This window comes from Paenibacillus sp. MMO-58 (genome assembly GCF_037146255.1).
Taxonomy (GTDB): domain Bacteria; phylum Bacillota; class Bacilli; order Paenibacillales; family Paenibacillaceae; genus Pristimantibacillus.
In genome coordinates this window covers 14,106-29,229 of record NZ_JBBCVY010000016.1, presented here as the reverse complement: position 1 = coordinate 29,229, position 15,124 = coordinate 14,106, and the positions used below count along the sequence as shown (strand labels likewise).

Annotated in this window: 19 protein-coding genes; 4 read left to right on the top strand and 15 right to left on the bottom strand. The window is 44.7% G+C overall.

The features are described from left to right. Positions 1–3 precede the first annotated feature (3 nt). The 9 genes from WFJ73_RS29700 to WFJ73_RS29660 form a co-directional block, all read right to left on the bottom strand. Entirely contained in the window at positions 4–435 is a 432-nt protein-coding gene (locus WFJ73_RS29700) for a cupin domain-containing protein (RefSeq protein WP_336776510.1), read from the bottom strand. A 22-nt stretch (positions 436–457) separates the two neighbouring features. Continuing rightward, positions 458–1,534, bottom strand: a complete 1,077-nt coding sequence (locus WFJ73_RS29695; RefSeq protein WP_336776509.1) for a ring-opening amidohydrolase — start codon at positions 1,532–1,534, stop codon at positions 458–460. Next, a complete protein-coding gene (locus WFJ73_RS29690; protein ID WP_336776508.1) occupies positions 1,531–2,283 on the bottom strand; it encodes an ABC transporter permease in 753 nt (250 codons plus the stop codon). Before WFJ73_RS29690 ends, WFJ73_RS29695 begins: the two co-directional genes overlap by 4 nt. Continuing rightward, on the bottom strand, positions 2,280–3,062 hold the full coding sequence (locus tag WFJ73_RS29685) for an ABC transporter ATP-binding protein (protein WP_336776507.1): 783 nt from the start codon (positions 3,060–3,062) through the stop codon (positions 2,280–2,282). Before WFJ73_RS29685 ends, WFJ73_RS29690 begins: the two co-directional genes overlap by 4 nt. 45 nt (positions 3,063–3,107) lie before the next feature. Beyond that, positions 3,108–4,133: an ABC transporter substrate-binding protein gene (locus WFJ73_RS29680; protein WP_336776506.1), complete on the bottom strand. Its 1,026-nt coding sequence runs from the start codon at positions 4,131–4,133 to the stop codon at positions 3,108–3,110. A 75-nt stretch (positions 4,134–4,208) separates the two neighbouring features. Further along, the gene (gene biuH / locus WFJ73_RS29675; RefSeq protein WP_336776505.1) at positions 4,209–4,892 is read right to left on the bottom strand and encodes a biuret amidohydrolase; all 684 of its coding nucleotides are present in this window, start codon (positions 4,890–4,892) and stop codon (positions 4,209–4,211) included. 415 nt (positions 4,893–5,307) lie between these two features. Further along, complete coding sequence (locus tag WFJ73_RS29670; RefSeq protein ID WP_336776583.1) at positions 5,308–6,189, bottom strand: GNAT family N-acetyltransferase; 882 nt, start codon at positions 6,187–6,189, stop codon at positions 5,308–5,310. A gap of 359 nt (positions 6,190–6,548) precedes the next feature. Further along, positions 6,549–7,118 (bottom strand): dihydrofolate reductase family protein, encoded by a 570-nt coding sequence (locus tag WFJ73_RS29665; protein WP_336776504.1) that lies wholly within the window; start codon positions 7,116–7,118, stop codon positions 6,549–6,551. 608 nt (positions 7,119–7,726) lie between these two features. Continuing rightward, positions 7,727–7,990, bottom strand: coding sequence for a hypothetical protein (locus WFJ73_RS29660; RefSeq protein WP_336776503.1), 264 nt, complete (start codon positions 7,988–7,990; stop codon positions 7,727–7,729). A gap of 124 nt (positions 7,991–8,114) precedes the next feature. On the opposite strand from WFJ73_RS29660, the gene WFJ73_RS29655 reads away from it, so the two are divergent. Next, positions 8,115–8,342 carry an SDR family NAD(P)-dependent oxidoreductase gene (locus WFJ73_RS29655; RefSeq protein WP_336776502.1) on the top strand — a complete coding sequence of 76 codons (228 nt, stop codon included), beginning with the start codon at positions 8,115–8,117 and terminating at the stop codon, positions 8,340–8,342. A 464-nt stretch (positions 8,343–8,806) separates the two neighbouring features. On the opposite strand, the gene WFJ73_RS29650 is transcribed toward WFJ73_RS29655, so the two are convergent. Both WFJ73_RS29650 and WFJ73_RS29645 read right to left on the bottom strand, forming a co-directional pair. After that, the gene (locus WFJ73_RS29650; RefSeq protein WP_336776501.1) at positions 8,807–9,211 is read right to left on the bottom strand and encodes a nuclear transport factor 2 family protein; all 405 of its coding nucleotides are present in this window, start codon (positions 9,209–9,211) and stop codon (positions 8,807–8,809) included. A gap of 34 nt (positions 9,212–9,245) precedes the next feature. Beyond that, a complete protein-coding gene (locus WFJ73_RS29645; RefSeq protein ID WP_336776500.1) occupies positions 9,246–9,713 on the bottom strand; it encodes a DinB family protein in 468 nt (155 codons plus the stop codon). 224 nt (positions 9,714–9,937) lie between these two features. Here WFJ73_RS29645 and WFJ73_RS29640 point away from each other — a divergent pair, with 224 nt between their 5' ends. Then, positions 9,938–10,840, top strand: a complete 903-nt coding sequence (locus tag WFJ73_RS29640) for a LysR family transcriptional regulator (protein ID WP_336776499.1) — start codon at positions 9,938–9,940, stop codon at positions 10,838–10,840. 135 nt (positions 10,841–10,975) lie between these two features. Here WFJ73_RS29640 and WFJ73_RS29635 read toward each other — a convergent pair whose 3' ends face one another. The 4 genes from WFJ73_RS29635 to WFJ73_RS29620 all read right to left on the bottom strand — a co-directional run bounded on the left by WFJ73_RS29635 (position 10,976) and on the right by WFJ73_RS29620 (position 14,170). Further along, complete coding sequence (locus tag WFJ73_RS29635) at positions 10,976–11,932, bottom strand: NAD-dependent epimerase/dehydratase family protein (protein WP_336776498.1); 957 nt, start codon at positions 11,930–11,932, stop codon at positions 10,976–10,978. A gap of 308 nt (positions 11,933–12,240) precedes the next feature. Further along, a complete protein-coding gene (locus tag WFJ73_RS29630) occupies positions 12,241–12,711 on the bottom strand; it encodes a GNAT family N-acetyltransferase (protein ID WP_336776497.1) in 471 nt (156 codons plus the stop codon). Between the two features lie 118 nt (positions 12,712–12,829). Then, positions 12,830–13,624, bottom strand: a complete 795-nt coding sequence (locus WFJ73_RS29625) for a Cof-type HAD-IIB family hydrolase (protein WP_336776496.1) — start codon at positions 13,622–13,624, stop codon at positions 12,830–12,832. A gap of 150 nt (positions 13,625–13,774) precedes the next feature. Then, positions 13,775–14,170 carry a VOC family protein gene (locus WFJ73_RS29620; protein WP_336776495.1) on the bottom strand — a complete coding sequence of 132 codons (396 nt, stop codon included), beginning with the start codon at positions 14,168–14,170 and terminating at the stop codon, positions 13,775–13,777. A 418-nt stretch (positions 14,171–14,588) separates the two neighbouring features. On the opposite strand from WFJ73_RS29620, the gene WFJ73_RS29615 reads away from it, so the two are divergent. Further along, positions 14,589–14,834 carry a hypothetical protein gene (locus WFJ73_RS29615; RefSeq protein WP_336776494.1) on the top strand — a complete coding sequence of 82 codons (246 nt, stop codon included), beginning with the start codon at positions 14,589–14,591 and terminating at the stop codon, positions 14,832–14,834. A gap of 59 nt (positions 14,835–14,893) precedes the next feature. Continuing rightward, complete coding sequence (locus WFJ73_RS29610) at positions 14,894–15,028, top strand: hypothetical protein (protein WP_336776493.1); 135 nt, start codon at positions 14,894–14,896, stop codon at positions 15,026–15,028. Positions 15,029–15,124: the final 96 nt, after the last annotated feature.

Here is a 15,124-nt window from a genome sequence, read left to right as displayed (position 1 = left end):
ATTCTATTTCTTAATGGAATAAACATCTTCCACGAGAGTTGTATTGAAAAACGAGTTGGCAGGCACGTTCTCCTCAACCGGGAGAAAAATACTGATTTGTTCGGACGGCTGATCATCATCGTTCGCTACGGAATGAATAACCCCGGCCGGCACATGAAACGTATCGCCAGCCTTGTAGCTTTTCCATTCTCCGTTGCAGAGCAGTTTTACTTTTCCGACGGAAATATAAATAATTTCGGCGACATCGTGATAGTGAGGCAGTACTTGCCCACCGACACCGATTTTCTCCCAAAGAATCGAGCTCGAACGGATTCCCAGCCTATCCGCTTGAGCCGCCGATACGATCTCTCTATGATACAAATGAATATGGTCAGGCATCAGCCCCCATTCCATTTGTTCCCCAACGATAACCTCTGTCTCATTTGCTAGTGTCATATAGTCAGTCTCCTATCTTCCTCTATTTATGTTCGTTACGCCGAAAAACAACCGCTACCGGTCCGCCGCCCGCTGGACCCTGATGCTCCGCACCTCCGGATACGTAGATCATTGGATCGCCGCATACAGAAGCGAGAACACCTCCGACGACTGCGCGTGCATGACGGGTATGATTAATGTCCGAGTCATCGAGCATCGTATGCCGCTTGCCTCTAATATTTCCGGTTGGATCCGCCTCAGCCTTAGCAAGCACCTGCACCATCTCGGCATTCGGGTATTTCTCCAGAATTCGCTTCAGTGCTCCCGCGTCAATCGCATCCTTCATCACATCGTGATCGATAAAATATGGCCCTTCCGCATAAGCAGAGTTGCCGAATACGATAACCTCGCAATAGGCGAGTTCGCTGCCTGCCGACGTAGATGCCACATTGCTGAAAAGCTCCCACGAGTGGCAAATATCCGTATCCTGCAGTCGCTCCCGTTCAATCTCTCCAAGCGCTACGGCTGCGCCAAGCGCCGATGCCCCGCGGGAGTAGCCCATAGATTTGTAAGTATCCTCGGTTACAGTGGAGGCATCTCTCAGAATCGCTTCCTGCACTTGCTCCGCCGTCAGCAGCGGACATTTAATTTGAACAAAATGCACGTCGGCAGCATCGTTGATGCCCGCCCCATCCATCGCCCGGAGAACGGCCTCTGCAACTTGGTCCACTTGGGCGAGACGCCCAAGCTCCTCAGGCATGAAATCAGGCGTTCTTGCTACGCCAATCGCTAATGAAGACAACTCCCGCTTGCTTTTAATCGCATCGGATTCGCTCCGGGTAATGACCGAGAGATGAGGGCTTAATATCCCCTCCGTTCCTCCGGACATCACGAACGAGACCGGTTCAGCAGAAGCTTCCTTATAAGAAGCGAACAAATTTTTCAAAGCCAGAACCGCAAACCCGCGGGTAAAGTCGTTGACACAGCCGTTCCCCTCCGTTTTGCCCAGCACGGCTACAACTTCCTTCGGGTTAATAAGCGACTCGTCAATATAACGCTGCAGCGCAGCCATATCATTCGGTGAACGAGTCGGTACTTTAATAACTGAACATTTCATCATAGATCATCCGCCCTTTGCCAAAATACAACTTTCTTCTCCAACCAGCTAATGCCCCAGAAAAGCAACAGTCCGCATAATGCCGATGCAATAATGGCCGAGAACATAATCGGCGTATCCATATGATAGGAGGATACGAGTACGACATAGCCTAGCCCTTTGTTCGCTCCGACAAATTCCCCGACGATCGCTCCTACGATTGCAAGCGACGAGGATATTTTCAAAGCAGAGAATACGTAAGGTAAGCTCGTCGGAAGGCGCAGCTTCCAGAATATTTCCGCTTTTGTTCCTTTATAGGTGGAGAACAGCTCCCAAGCCTCATGTTCAATGGCTTTCAGACCTTTGACGCTATTGACGAGAATCGGGAAAAAGCAAATCAGCATCGATGCGACAACCTTCGAGGAATAGCCGGTGCCCATCCAAACGACCAACAGCGGAGCCAACGCGACGAGCGGAGTCGTCTTAAGCGCAATGGCCAGCGGGAAAGCTCCCTTCTCAATGGACTTGGAGTGAACGAAAATAACGGCCGTTATCATCCCCAAAATATTAGCGAGCACAAAACCTGCCAACGCCTCCGTTAGCGTGACGAGCATATGGGACGACAGCGATCCGTCCATAACCTCAATGACGGCGGAAGGAGCGGGAAGTAAATACACGGGGACATGGAACAAACGGACGGCCAGCTCCCACAAAATAATAAAGCCAAGCGCAAAACTGATAGGGTACATGCTGCCTTTTAATTTATTAATCATAAGTGCTTGACCCTCTTTCTTAATTCATTAACGGTACGATGGTACTCCGGAAGCTCCTCCATGCCCACTTTACGGTGCGCAGGAAGAGGAACGGGAATAATGGCATCCACACCGGCTGGCCTTGGCGACATCATAACGATTCTGTTCGACATAATGACCGATTCTTGAATCGAATGGGTGACCATAACGACTGTGCTTAAGCTTGTGTCGGGACTTTCCCACAGCCGCAGCAGCTCGAAATTCAATTTCTCTCTCGTGAATTCATCCAACGCGCCAAACGGCTCATCCATTAAGAGCACAGCCGGGTCAGCAGCAAGCGCTCGCGCGATAGCGATACGTTGCTGCATGCCACCGCTCAATTGATGCGGAAAGTGATTCGTAAAATCCTGCAGGCCAACCAGCCGAAGCGCCCCCTCCGCTTTGTCCCGAGCTTCTCTCTTCGAGAAGCGTTTCTCTCCGATCGTCAGAGGCAGTACGATATTCTGTATGGCCGTAAGCCAAGGCATCAGAACCGGCTTCTGAAATACCATCCCGATCGAGAGATCCTTTGCGAGCTTAACCTCCCCTCCAGCATTCGGCTGGAGGAGACTCAGCATCAAGCGCAGCAGCGTGGACTTACCGCAGCCGCTTGGGCCAAGGATAGAAACAAATTCATTGTTATAGATGTCTAAGGAAACATTGTTCAGTACAGGAACATCGCCGAACGTAAGAGAGCAATTCTTTAATGTAACCGCGATTTCGTTCATCGAAGAAACCGATGCTTGTTCTTGCTTTGCCACTCCATTCCTCAATTCACTTACCGTCGCTTGCACATCAATCACTCCCTATTCGATATAGTCATTCGTAAACACTTTATCCAGTTCTTGTTCTTTCTTCAGAAACTTCAAATCAATCAAGCTTTTTTGCAAAACGTCCCAGGCTTCGGTATCCATCTTGCCAAGCGGCAGTTTATCCGGCTCAAGCAGCGAAATGCTTGCTTTCATCATCGCTGTCTCATGGCCCAGGTCCAACTTATCCCCGAACTTCAGACCAAACCCAGCTGCTTCTTCCGGATTGGCGATCGCATATTCCCACCCCTTCATCGAGGCCTCAACGAAGCTTTTCACCATTTCAGGATCCTTCTTGATCAACGATTCCGTCGTAAATAACGTATCTGCATAAAAATTAATGTCGTAGTCGCCAGGCTGGATAATATTCACCTCATGCCCTTGCTCTTGAACGGCAAGCACCTCATTAATGACGTAACCCGGCCATGCTTTGACTTGACCACTGAGCAGCGGGCTCATGTCGTATTTCACTGGCATTTCATCAATCGATTTCGCATTTATGCCCGCGCTTTTCACCATCGCTCGGAAGGTCAGCTCTTCATTGCCGCCAAGCTTCACGCCTACCTTCTGGCCGGCAAGATCTTCGATCTTCGTAATGCCCGAATCTTTTAAGCTAAACAATACGAATGGCGTTTTGCGGTATACCGCTGATACTGCTTTAACCGGCACGCCTTTCTCCCGAGCCATCAGAATTTGATCTGCGCCCGTTACGCCAAACTGCTCGCTTCCCGAAGCGACCATCTGAACGGAAGGAAAATCGGCTCCGCCCGGCCTGATTTCAACATCCAATCCCGCTTCCTTATAGAAGCCTTTTTCAACCGCTGCGTAATAGCCAGCAAATTGCGCTTGATGAATCCATTTCAGCCTCAACACGACTTTTTTCAACTTCTTTGTCTCTCCGGCTGCCGAGTTAGAAGAGACCGTATTTGAGTTGGTGCTGGTTTTTACATTGGAACCGCAAGCCGTTACAACAAGCATCAGAGCCGCCAGAACAATAAACAATGATTTCTTATTCCACATCATATTTCCCTCCGGTATGTCTCTATTTATGGATAAACAATAGCTGGATGCTGAATAGAAGTTTCGCGTTAGTCTAAGTTAGTAGTTTTCCAGAGCCATCAGTACATCCGCTGAGCTGCTGACGCTGCCGAACACCCCGCCTTGCATTGTCACCATATGAAGCGCCGCTTGATGATTGGTTGGATCTGTCGCGCCTGTGCAATCCTCAAGGATTAAACATTCGTAACCTCTATCATTTGCTTCCCGCATTGTCGTATGAACGCAAACGTCAGTCGTTATGCCAGTCAGTATTAAGTGAGTAATGCCCCTGTTCTTTAACACGAGATCCAAGTCTGTTGCATAAAAGCTTCCCTTGCCCGGCTTGTCGATAATGAACTCCCCTTCAATCGGGGTAAGGTCTTCAATGATTTCCCAGCCCGGCTCCCCTCGCACCAGTATGCGTCCGGCAGGACCAAGTGAGCCTATTTCAGCGCCGATTTGCTTGCTTCGCCAACGTTTATTTGCAGGAAGGTCGGACAAGTCGGGCTTGTGGCCCTCTCTTGTATGGATAACCGTCATTCCTTCAATTTGGCGAACCCGGTTCAGCAGCGTTTTGATAGGTTTAATAGGCTTGGCCGTCAACGACAAATCGTATCCCATCTGTTCCACATAACCACCTTTGCCGCAAAAATCGATTTGCATATCAATAATAAGGAGCGCTGTTTTCGCAGGATCGATCCTGCCATCGTACGGCCAAGCATAGGGATTTGCTGTAACCTGCATGTTATGTTTCCCCTTCCTCTGCTCTCATCTTGTGAGAATTAGTAACAATCAATCACATATCCGAAGTATATTTTTCCCTTGTGTCATATTATATCACACAAAATACTGATTTTCTTTGTGAATCTCACAAAAACGTGAACTTATTTGTTGTGATTTTTTATATAAAGACTTATATATGTTATGTTTAGTTACACAAGATACAAAAAGAGGCTGTAACGCAAGATTTAAAATATTGCGTTACAGCCTGCACTACTTGCTTAATTCATATCAAGTGTTACATGAGCCGTTTATTCGTCATTACATCGGTAAACACAAAAAAAGCCGCAATTTATGCGGCCACTAATGAGATATTCAAGAGCTGTCAATGGGGAATGGAATTGGCGTTCGAAAATTCGGGCCCATGTCTGCCAAGCCGCTAAGCATGAGCCAGCGTAGGTATACAAAACTCGGGCAGCTTTCCCAAATCAGAAAGCGTTCTAATAAACAAGACATCTTCTTGCTCACCATAGGGTTCTACATAAGCTTTGTTGAGGAGTTGATCGGGTGTGAAGTGAAACCGAACTTTCCTTGTTTGTTTCGTTGTAATCCGCGAAACCAACGTCTCCATGTTCACCTGTTTGTCGCTGATCACCTCATACAAATGCAGCAAATCGCCTTCATGCTCAAAAACGAGAATGGCATCGTCAGTTCGCGAGTAATATAGGCATTCGCGGAAGATGTTCAAAGCATAAAATTGAAATAAACTTTCGCTGTTTGTGACGCCAACATGGTTTGAAATGGGTCTACGGGAATAAAGCATTTGTTTAATTAAATCCCAATGCTCTTCCTTCATAACATCTAGTTTTTCCATTAATATTGGTTCACCTTCCGGCTGAACAGCTATGTTTAAATAAAATTGATGTTCAGGTAAGGCCGTAAATCCAAACTTAGGGTAAAATTCGAGCACGGTGCTGTTCGCAAATAAGAAAAGCAAATCGCATGTGCCTTCGTAGGTATCCAATACATACTCCATCAGTTGTCCGGACAATCCCTTACCCCGATGCTCGGGATGAGTCATTACCGTTCCAATTTGTAGTGCGCTTTTGCTTTCACCATTAATAACCAAATCCATTTTACTTACCGAAATATTCGCGATTATTTGGTCATCTGCAACAATTGAATGACAAATATAGCGATCGCCCCAGGCTCCCTTTTGGTACCATGCTTCGAAGTCAATCCCAAATACTAGTTTGGAAAGTCGATTGAAGCTTGCTCGGTACTCGTCATGGTTTTTGTAGTCATAACTATGTATTATCATCAAAAAGTGTTGTCCTTTCTAAGTAGAATAATTATTTAATTATTTATTACATCCTCTGCTCCGCTATGTAATTCCACGCAGATCACTCCCTCAACCAAGCTATAAATAATACCTTGAGTTTACCATTAAACTCCAGATTTTAGGGCGTATAGAATACTTATAATTAAGTTGCCCAATAGCTCAATGACACAAAAAGCAGCTTGCACGGCGGCAAACTGCTCCTAGATCATGGTTAGCCTGCTTAATCATACCAAGCGGACAAGCTAATCTGTATTCATCTTTAAACGACTCTTAACTATTCTGCTCGTTACTTTAACGAAAACGGCAGCTGACCATCATGTGTCAGCTGCCATACGCGACTATTTCTCCAACTCATAGCGGGTCGCGATAATGCCCGACTTGAGCGTTCGGCTGGACAGCAGCTTAAGCCTGATTTTCTCGACGCCGCCGTCGAATACCGATTTTCCGTTGCCTAGGACGACCGGACAAATCGTCAGTAGGAATTCGTCGATCAGGCCGAGCTCAAGCAGCGTCTTCGCAGCCCCCGGGCTGCCGAAGATAACGAGATTTTTGCCCGGCTGCTTCTTGAGCGCCTTTATTTCCTCTGCGATATTGTCCTTGATCAGCATAGTATTGTTCCATTCCGCCTTGTCCATCGTGCCGGAAATGACGATTTTCTTAACATCCTGCAGCCATTTAGCATGCTCTATACTGTGCCTCGACTCATTCGGATCATCCAGCACCTTGGGCCAGTAGCTCTCCATCATCCGATACGTCGTACGGCCGTATACGGGAGAGCCAACTTCGGCTACGACCTCCTCGGCGTATTTCTCTAATTCCTCGTTGTACGGTATCCAATCCAGTCCTCCGTTTGAATCTGACGCATACCCATCCAGCGACACATGCATGAACAATACGAGTTTTCTCATGTCCGTTTCTCCTCCGATTTAGAATTTATCTTGTTAAGATTTGTTAGCCGTTGTCCTGTTTTTTATCCTGTTGTTACGTTCACTATAAATCATTACGTTACGTAAGGTTCAAGGGGAATCTGAATTTTTTGCAGACAACTTTATTTGATCGGCTGCTGCTGTATTAATGGAACTATCGTTTTCCTTAATTGAACTCTTATGAGCCAGTAGACATGAAAGATAAGTGGGATAGCCCACTCTTTCATATTATCTTGAATAGTTTGTAGAGTTAATTTGATTCCAAAACCAAAAATGAGATCCTTGTGAAACAATTAGGCGCTCAAAGAGCAGTCCGAAATTTAATTTAATATCTTCACCTTCACTATCAATCGATATTGGTTTCCGTAATAATGAGTACCGTTGAAATTGTACCAACTACGTTTGAGAAAGGTCTTTTCGTTATTTTTTACCAATTTATTATTGCAATCAGGACAGATCTTTTTATAGAATAACAGTCGGAGTAGTTCTTTTGGTTTTAACTCAAATTCATACGCTGGCATCTCTGATCCCCCAAAAACTGTTATGCTACCTAAAATTCATTTTACTACATATTGCAATTAATCTGCCGGTTAGTTGAGAAAAAGGCAGCTCATCATATGATTAGCTGCCTCCCTCTTAATTCGAGCTTGCTCGTTGTCAAACACGTAGATGTACACATTCACAATTGCTGCAGTCGAAAAATCGACTTTATCTCCATCCACTTCATCTGTGACATCGCCCAAGCTATATGCATCTATGGCATAAGTCACTGCCGCAGCTCCATTCAGCTCCTCAAACGGTGATGTTCCGCCTTTTGGATGTACTTGAAGAAGCTTTAGACCTTTGTCTTGCATAGCTTGTGTTACGTCGTCCAGAGTGATTAAGGCTCCCAACTTTGGCAGGCTAATTTAGATCTGACAGACCCTCAGCAAATGGCTGAAGTCGTGGAACGTGCATTTTCAGAACTGGGTACGATCGATGTGTTTGTCAATAATTGCAGCCTACGGATTGTATGGCGCAGTGGAGGAAGCAAGCGATAGGCAAATTGAGCACCAGTTTATGACCAATGTGCTTGGCTCCCTACGTGCAGCGCGTGCAGTCCTGCCTTTTTTCCGCAAGCAGGGTGGCGGTCACATTGTACAGATTTCGAGTATGGCGGGTCATTATTCAATTCCGGGCATGGGTTTGTATTGTTCTACGGAATAGGCGGTCGAAGGAGCTTTTGAAGCGCTGTCTAAGGAAGTAGCTCCGTTCAATATTAAGACCACTATGGTGGAGCCTGGCGGAATCCGAACAAATTTTATCACAAACAACGCCGTATTCGGTGGGCAGATGGACGAATACCGGGATACGGAGGCAGGCATTGACGCCTATCAGCAAATCCGGGCAACCCTATTGGAAAGACTAGCGCTTTTTGGAAGCGCAGAAAGAACTGGCTTATTCCACTGATTCAGATGATGTGGTATGACCATTTAAAGGACACCAAAGGACTTCGACATCTACGGCAACTGATATGCTCCTCTACAAGTAGCCAGTTTATTTATTAACCCTGTCTACGCCCTTTCGCTTAATGAAAAAGGAGCTGCTGCCGTAAGGCTAACTGCTCCTTTTTTTCGTGACAGTCCTTTGGAATCTTTACTGCAGATATGCCTTTTTATTATTCTGTCAAACTATGGGGTTTCGTAATTTTTTAATGGTAAACCTACATATTCACGGAAGGAGCGGATCCGCTCTCCCTCGAATTCAAAGACAACTGCAAGCTCATTTCGATATGGTCGCCCATTCAACGAACCTTCCGCGTGAAATACTACCATCCCGTTGTCCTCATTCTCAATCAAGATATGCGGTGTCAGCTGTACCTGCAATACTGAGCGCTCAAATAGAATTAATTCCTCGAAACGCTTCTTGCCTTGCTGCTCATGACTCCAACCCTCTAGCGGGAGCGGAACGAAGAAACGAAAACCTTCCGTAACCTTCTTAAGAAAATCGGCTGTATGCCCTGTTTCGAAAGCCCGCCTAAAAGCGTCAAATACTTCGTAAGTTCGGACTGGAACTGAATCTACGGATTTCACCATGACAGCATCCTCCTCATTATGGTGTATTATATGGCTACCGCGACAGGATCTTTAGCTGGCTCGATATCGTTCCAAGATGAATGGCTTCGTGAATCAGAGCGAAGTTAAACAACTCGCCGGCGGTGTGGAATTGGAATGGTCCGAAGACATAAGGAGCTGCAAGCTCCTCTTCCAACATTTCAGATGTCAGTTCAGATAGGCGGGAAAGTTGATCCATTAGCTCCTCAACTAGTTCTTCCTTCGATGGTGGAGCAAACGTCCATTCCAGAGGTGTTGTTCCAGAGTTGAACAGCTTTTCATACGTGTTCGGTATAGCCGATAAGGAGCCGAAACTTAAGGTAGAATACGTATCCATCCAATAAATGATGTGACCAACGTTCCAACGGATGGTATTGTTGAAGCCTTCAGGCTGCTTGTCGTACAACTCCTCTGTAACAGCCTGAAGCTGACCAATTACAACCTGATGCAGTACTTTAGCGGTATTAATAATGGATTGTGTCATAATTAACGCCTCCCGATTTAGTTTCTGTCCTTTAGTTCATATTAGCAAACCAGATTACCTCCTCATTGTAGGCAACCAAGAACAGTCCATCAATGCAGTGGGCGTTACCGAAACGTTAAGTATAAGTTAACGATAATTGATTGACATAAAAAGAAGATGGTATGACACTTACAATATGAATGAAATTTGCATTTATCGAGGCAACGGAAAGGCAGTGAAGAATTATGGAGTTAAGACAGTTGCAGTATTTTATAGCGATTTGTGAAGAGCTTCATTTTACGAGAGCAGCCGAAAAAATGGGGGTTAGCCCACCAAATGTAAGCCAGCAGATAAGAAGATTGGAGGAAGAACTAGGGGTTCTGTTATTCGATCGCATAGGAAAAACGATTGTACTCACAGAAGCAGGAGCGATTCTTCACGAACATGGTGCTGCCGCGCTCGGGCATCTGCAGCAAGCGAACGACGCAATAAACGACCTGAAGCAAATGCAAGGAGGATCGTTATCCATAGGCGTCTTGCCTGGTGACGCGGACCTCATGTTTAATGCCCTACTGCTTAACCTTCATCAGACGTATCCCACCCTCTCGCTATCACTTCTGGAAACCATGAAAGTAACAGAACAAGTCCTGGATCGAAGCATCGATATCGGCGTAACCATTGGTCCTGTCATCGACGAACGTCTCACGTCAATTCCCTTGTTTCACGAGGAGTTCTCATTGGCGGTAAGTAAAAATGATCCCCTTGCCGCGGAGAACTTCATCCCCTTAAACAGGCTGTTTTCATTAAAGCTGGTTATGTTCCCACCAGACCATCAATGCCGTAAACTGATCGACCGTTTTTGCATGGATAAAGGAGGTAAAATACAGCCGCATATCGTGACTACAACGTTATCCTCCCTGCTACAAATGGTACAGAGTGGCGTTGGTGCTTGTGTTCTGCCGAGATTACTGCTGGATAACCTTCACAATACAGATATTAAGGTCGTGCACCTGAGGAATCCCACGCCTTCTCAGGATGTTTGTCTGATCTATCGCAGAGACAGATATGTTGGATACGCCATGCGCATGTTCATTAAGACCTTGAAAGCTTATATCGAGGCCGCTAACAATCAGGCGAAATCTTCATAGATTTGTATTTCGTATTTTTGCTGCGGCAACAACAAAAGCAGATCAAAACTGCACATTGCAGTCTTGGTCTGCTTTACTATTATTCAACATCGTTTCCCGTTAGCTGAATAATTCAGCCTTGCTCTATTTCATATTTTATTCGATCCGCCCCTTAGATGTTGAGAGTTCCTTCCATTCCTTTACGACATCCTCTATACCTGACTGTATCGTCGGGTACAAATAGGTGAAGCCGGACGCTTTAAGCTTGCTGTTCGAGAAATTTGTATGCGCCGTGGCGTATTCGGTTAACACGGGACCAAGCAGCATCCGGCATAACCAAGTTGGCACGTAACGTTTTTTATCCTGTCTATGGAGCGCCTGGGCGCTAAGCGTCGTAATGTCTGCACTTCTGATCGGCTGATCGTCGACCAGTAAATATCGTTCCCCTGTCTGGCCTTGCTCCAGCAAGAACAAGAAAGCTCGGGCGCAGTCTTCTACATGAATAGGAGAAAATATTGGATTATGCCCCTTGAGGCCGGTAACCGGCTTGTTTTGAGAGAGTGGCTTCAGGAACAACTGCGGAAACCACGACTTCGCGCCGTACACTTGTCCCGGGAAAGTTATCACGACGGGCATGCCTTTATCCACATAACCAGAAAGCACGTCGACGGAAGGAGCGATGTAAGGTCCCCATCCTTTCGGCTGCGAGCGGTATGATTCCGTGACCGGCTCATTGTCGCCGCTATCGCCGAAATAGCTGGTGCCTGCCACATATACGAGCTTCTTTAGCTTCTTCGGATTGATGTTGTCGAGCAGACGGACGGTCATTTGATAGTGCCCTTTTTGATAGGCGTTCGCGACTTTCAAAGTTACTTTCTTACCCCAGGTTGGAGGGGCCGCCAAATGAATAACATAGTCCGCTTCCGAAAGGGCGCTTTGCCAATCGCCATCTGTGAGCAGATCGCCAATAATAGCCCGCCCCCCTGTATCTTCAAGCTCTTTTGCCTTTTCTTTGCTTCGTGTCAAGACCGTAACTTGATGACCTTGGCGAAGCGCTACGTTTACCGTGCTGCTTCCTATGTACCCCGTCCCACCTGTGATAAAGATATTCATAAACTTCTCACTCTCCTGTTAAATGTAGTTTATAAAATACCATTTTTCATCTTTTCGGATAGCATATTTCTAAAAGTTGTGCCGCTGGAGGTCTCTTTTCACTTCCATTAAACGCTTGATTTAACCTAGAAAGTTCCTCTACATCACTTAAAGATGCAGGTCTCGCGTTCACTTCTGACGCTCCTCACGAGATAACATTATTAAACATATTATACCACTTAATGGAACTAAACTGCCCTTTACTTCCACAAATACGGCAGCTGATTCAATGAATCGTATGGTTGTTCTGAACTATCGTTTCCCGTTAGCTATAAATGCTTTTCATAAAATACCATTGTCATTTTGTCGTTAATTACTTTTGTTGCACCCATTTTTTTATAGCCTATCTTTTCATACAAATAACAGTTTCCTTTCTCTTGTAAGATGGTGCCCAATTTCCATGACTTTGCATCATCATATATCTGCTCAACCATTGTAAAGACTTTTTGAGCAATTCCTTTTCCTTGATGTTCTGGCAGTATAAAAATTGGGCTAATACTATAAATTTGATTATCTTTTTTCACGACTCTAATTCCACCAACAGCAACCTCGAGAAGATGAATTATGAAATAATCTGTAAACGATTGATTGATTTGAGTGATAATTCTTTCTACACTTTCATTGGCGGGGCTTGTTTCAAAATCCTCATATTTTTCTAACAACGGCATAAATGCTTTGACCTTCATTTCATGAATAGTCACTGCATCTTTTAATTCTGCTTTGCATAATGAAACCTCCATTAAATATATACCTCCAACATTCAGGATTAACATAGCCTAACGATAAAAAGTGAAGATACCAATCCGTCTGACTTCCCTTTATCAACCCCAGAGCTTCATTAAGTGCAGTTCCTTGAAGTTACACCACAAACTTCTCAAGAGCAACAGCAACACCATCGTTATCATTTGATTCGGTAATGTGTTCTGCACAATCTTTCAGTTCAATTATCGCGTTTTCCATAGCGATCGGAAATCCGCACTTATGGAATAGTCCTAAATCGTTATAGTCATCCCCGAATACCATCACATTTTCTGACTTCACCCCGATATCATCAAGCACCCATTGCACGGCTTCTTCTTTTGAGGCTGATTGTTGCATGATTTGAACCAACACTCCTCCATCAGTTGCGATTACGTTCACATGATCACCGAATTGCTCGATAACATCCATCCTTGTGCTGTAACCATGAACCAATATCTTGGTTGGGGAAAGTGAACTAATAAACTCCCTATCCACAACCAGAGGTTTAGGATCATTTGAACGGATACCGAAATGACTAAGTTGCGAGTCAAGAGTCGGCGTACACGTATAGCATGAGTCATTGAACTCGTAATTAATTATCGATTGAGGTGCATGTAACTCGATGAAATTGTTGATCTGTTGGCTAATCTGCATAGGGATACTGATGTGCCGCTGAGTTTGCTTAGACTTGCATATTGTTAGAGCACCATTGTAATAAACCAAGTAGTCTACAAAAGGAAAATTCTTTAAAAATTGATTAGCCGCTCTAGGCGGTCGTGCTGTAGCAACAATTATATGAATTCCAGAATCATAGCATTTTTTAACAGACTGATAATTTCTAGGTGATATGGATTTGTCACTGCCGAGCAATGTTCCGTCCAAGTCTAATACAATTGCCTGTATGTTCGACATCTGTATCTCTCCTCACAATAATTTTTCCAATAATAACCTATTATTAGGAGAAACACTAGTCTCACTATTAAACTATCCTGCCCTTAATAACTTAATAAAAAGAAGCAGCTACGGATCGCGTGCTGCTTTTTCGTGTGTAGAAAAGTATTTTTATTTCTCCTGACAAGCCCAGAAACGATTTCCATATGGGTCATAGAACATCATGACTTTGTCAGGACCGCCAATGTCATGAATATCTCCCACAGTTACACCGCTGCGAATCAAATCGGATTGCAGCTGCTCGATGTTATCCGTTGTAAATTGTATCGAATAATGTGGATTCAGCTTAACGTTTCCTGTGTACCATATGCTGTTCTCGTCCTCTTCTTCCCCGAAAAGTAAGATTTCTTGTCCGTTTGCTAGTTTAAGGCTGGCAATGCCCATCTTCCAAATGAGCTCGAAGCCTAGGACTTTCACATACCAATCGATTGCTCTTTCATATTCTTCAAAACTTCCTGATTTAGTAACCGGAATGCCCAAGACAATATCTTTCACAACGGCACTCACTTGAGTTCCTCCCTTTGAAGGATTATTATTCCTATTCGTAATATCTTTTTATTTTGCTTTTTTTGTAAATATCCTACCCTTTAGTTTAATAAAGCTTCGGTTGCTGATCAACTGAGATCCCAACAACCTCACTATTAGGCGACAATAATCTGTTTTCAGTGGGATGCTTTCATAAACTGTTCTCGCACCCTGACTTTTTGTCGGGAATGTTACAATGTTCTTGTCACCTATCAGCAATGTCGTTAGCAGGTATATCAATCTATTAATCTTTTAACTACTCTAACACGGTTAGCAATGGGCGCGTATGTATAAAGAAGCATCTATATACATTTAATACCAAACTATAATATATTTATGATAACATTTCACTAACTTTACAGTTTTTTTGGGGAGTGAAAAAGAGGAGGTACACATTACAATGAACCTGCAAATTATGCCGCAACAATGGAAAAACGGAATTGCTTGTTTGGTGGCAGTTATTTTTAATAAGACGATTCGTATTATGAGAGCGGCTGATATTCTTATCGACGGCAAGCATCGTATAGGCAGCAGTAAGGATAACTGGTCGATCGCGGCACCGCTTTATAACCCGAGCGAACCGACCGCCACAAGTTGGTTTGGATTCGAGCCCATCCGGGAGCCTGGAACTGGAGTGGATCGCTAAATGCGAATCCAAACTCTAGTTTCAATGTTACGATATGGACGGATGACGGCGGGAAGCCATTGACGGATGACGAAGCGTTGGAGCAACTGAAGAAGCAAATCCATACGTCCTGGTTTACGGTTCAGAAGCAGACGTTGAAGATGAACGACGGTAGTTTCGTCGGTTTTGTGGCCGGCCATAATGAACTAATATAGGATGGCTTTTTCGATGTAGAATTTAAATTCCAAGCAAAGGAGTAGATTATGAATTCTTGATTGCTTTACCAATTGCACCTAAAGCCCAGACTTAAT

Bases quoted from the DNA above. Each gene is read 5' to 3' on its own strand.
- WFJ73_RS29700 (WP_336776510.1), bottom strand. From the start codon at position 435: ATGACACTAGCAAATGAGACAGAGGTTATCGTTGGGGAACAAATGGAA.
- WFJ73_RS29695 (WP_336776509.1), bottom strand. From the start codon at position 1,534: ATGATGAAATGTTCAGTTATTAAAGTACCGACTCGTTCACCGAATGAT.
- WFJ73_RS29690 (WP_336776508.1), bottom strand. From the start codon at position 2,283: ATGATTAATAAATTAAAAGGCAGCATGTACCCTATCAGTTTTGCGCTT.
- WFJ73_RS29680 (WP_336776506.1), bottom strand. From the start codon at position 4,133: ATGATGTGGAATAAGAAATCATTGTTTATTGTTCTGGCGGCTCTGATG.
- biuH (WP_336776505.1), bottom strand. From the start codon at position 4,892: ATGCAGGTTACAGCAAATCCCTATGCTTGGCCGTACGATGGCAGGATC.
- WFJ73_RS29670 (WP_336776583.1), bottom strand. From the start codon at position 6,189: ATGATAATACATAGTTATGACTACAAAAACCATGACGAGTACCGAGCA.
- WFJ73_RS29665 (WP_336776504.1), bottom strand. From the start codon at position 7,118: ATGAGAAAACTCGTATTGTTCATGCATGTGTCGCTGGATGGGTATGCG.
- WFJ73_RS29660 (WP_336776503.1), bottom strand. From the start codon at position 7,990: ATGCAAGACAAAGGTCTAAAGCTTCTTCAAGTACATCCAAAAGGCGGA.
- WFJ73_RS29655 (WP_336776502.1), top strand. From the start codon at position 8,115: ATGTGTTTGTCAATAATTGCAGCCTACGGATTGTATGGCGCAGTGGAG.
- WFJ73_RS29650 (WP_336776501.1), bottom strand. From the start codon at position 9,211: ATGGTGAAATCCGTAGATTCAGTTCCAGTCCGAACTTACGAAGTATTT.
- WFJ73_RS29645 (WP_336776500.1), bottom strand. From the start codon at position 9,713: ATGACACAATCCATTATTAATACCGCTAAAGTACTGCATCAGGTTGTA.
- WFJ73_RS29640 (WP_336776499.1), top strand. From the start codon at position 9,938: ATGGAGTTAAGACAGTTGCAGTATTTTATAGCGATTTGTGAAGAGCTT.
- WFJ73_RS29635 (WP_336776498.1), bottom strand. From the start codon at position 11,932: ATGAATATCTTTATCACAGGTGGGACGGGGTACATAGGAAGCAGCACG.
- WFJ73_RS29630 (WP_336776497.1), bottom strand. From the start codon at position 12,711: ATGGAGGTTTCATTATGCAAAGCAGAATTAAAAGATGCAGTGACTATT.
- WFJ73_RS29625 (WP_336776496.1), bottom strand. From the start codon at position 13,624: ATGTCGAACATACAGGCAATTGTATTAGACTTGGACGGAACATTGCTC.
- WFJ73_RS29615 (WP_336776494.1), top strand. From the start codon at position 14,589: ATGAACCTGCAAATTATGCCGCAACAATGGAAAAACGGAATTGCTTGT.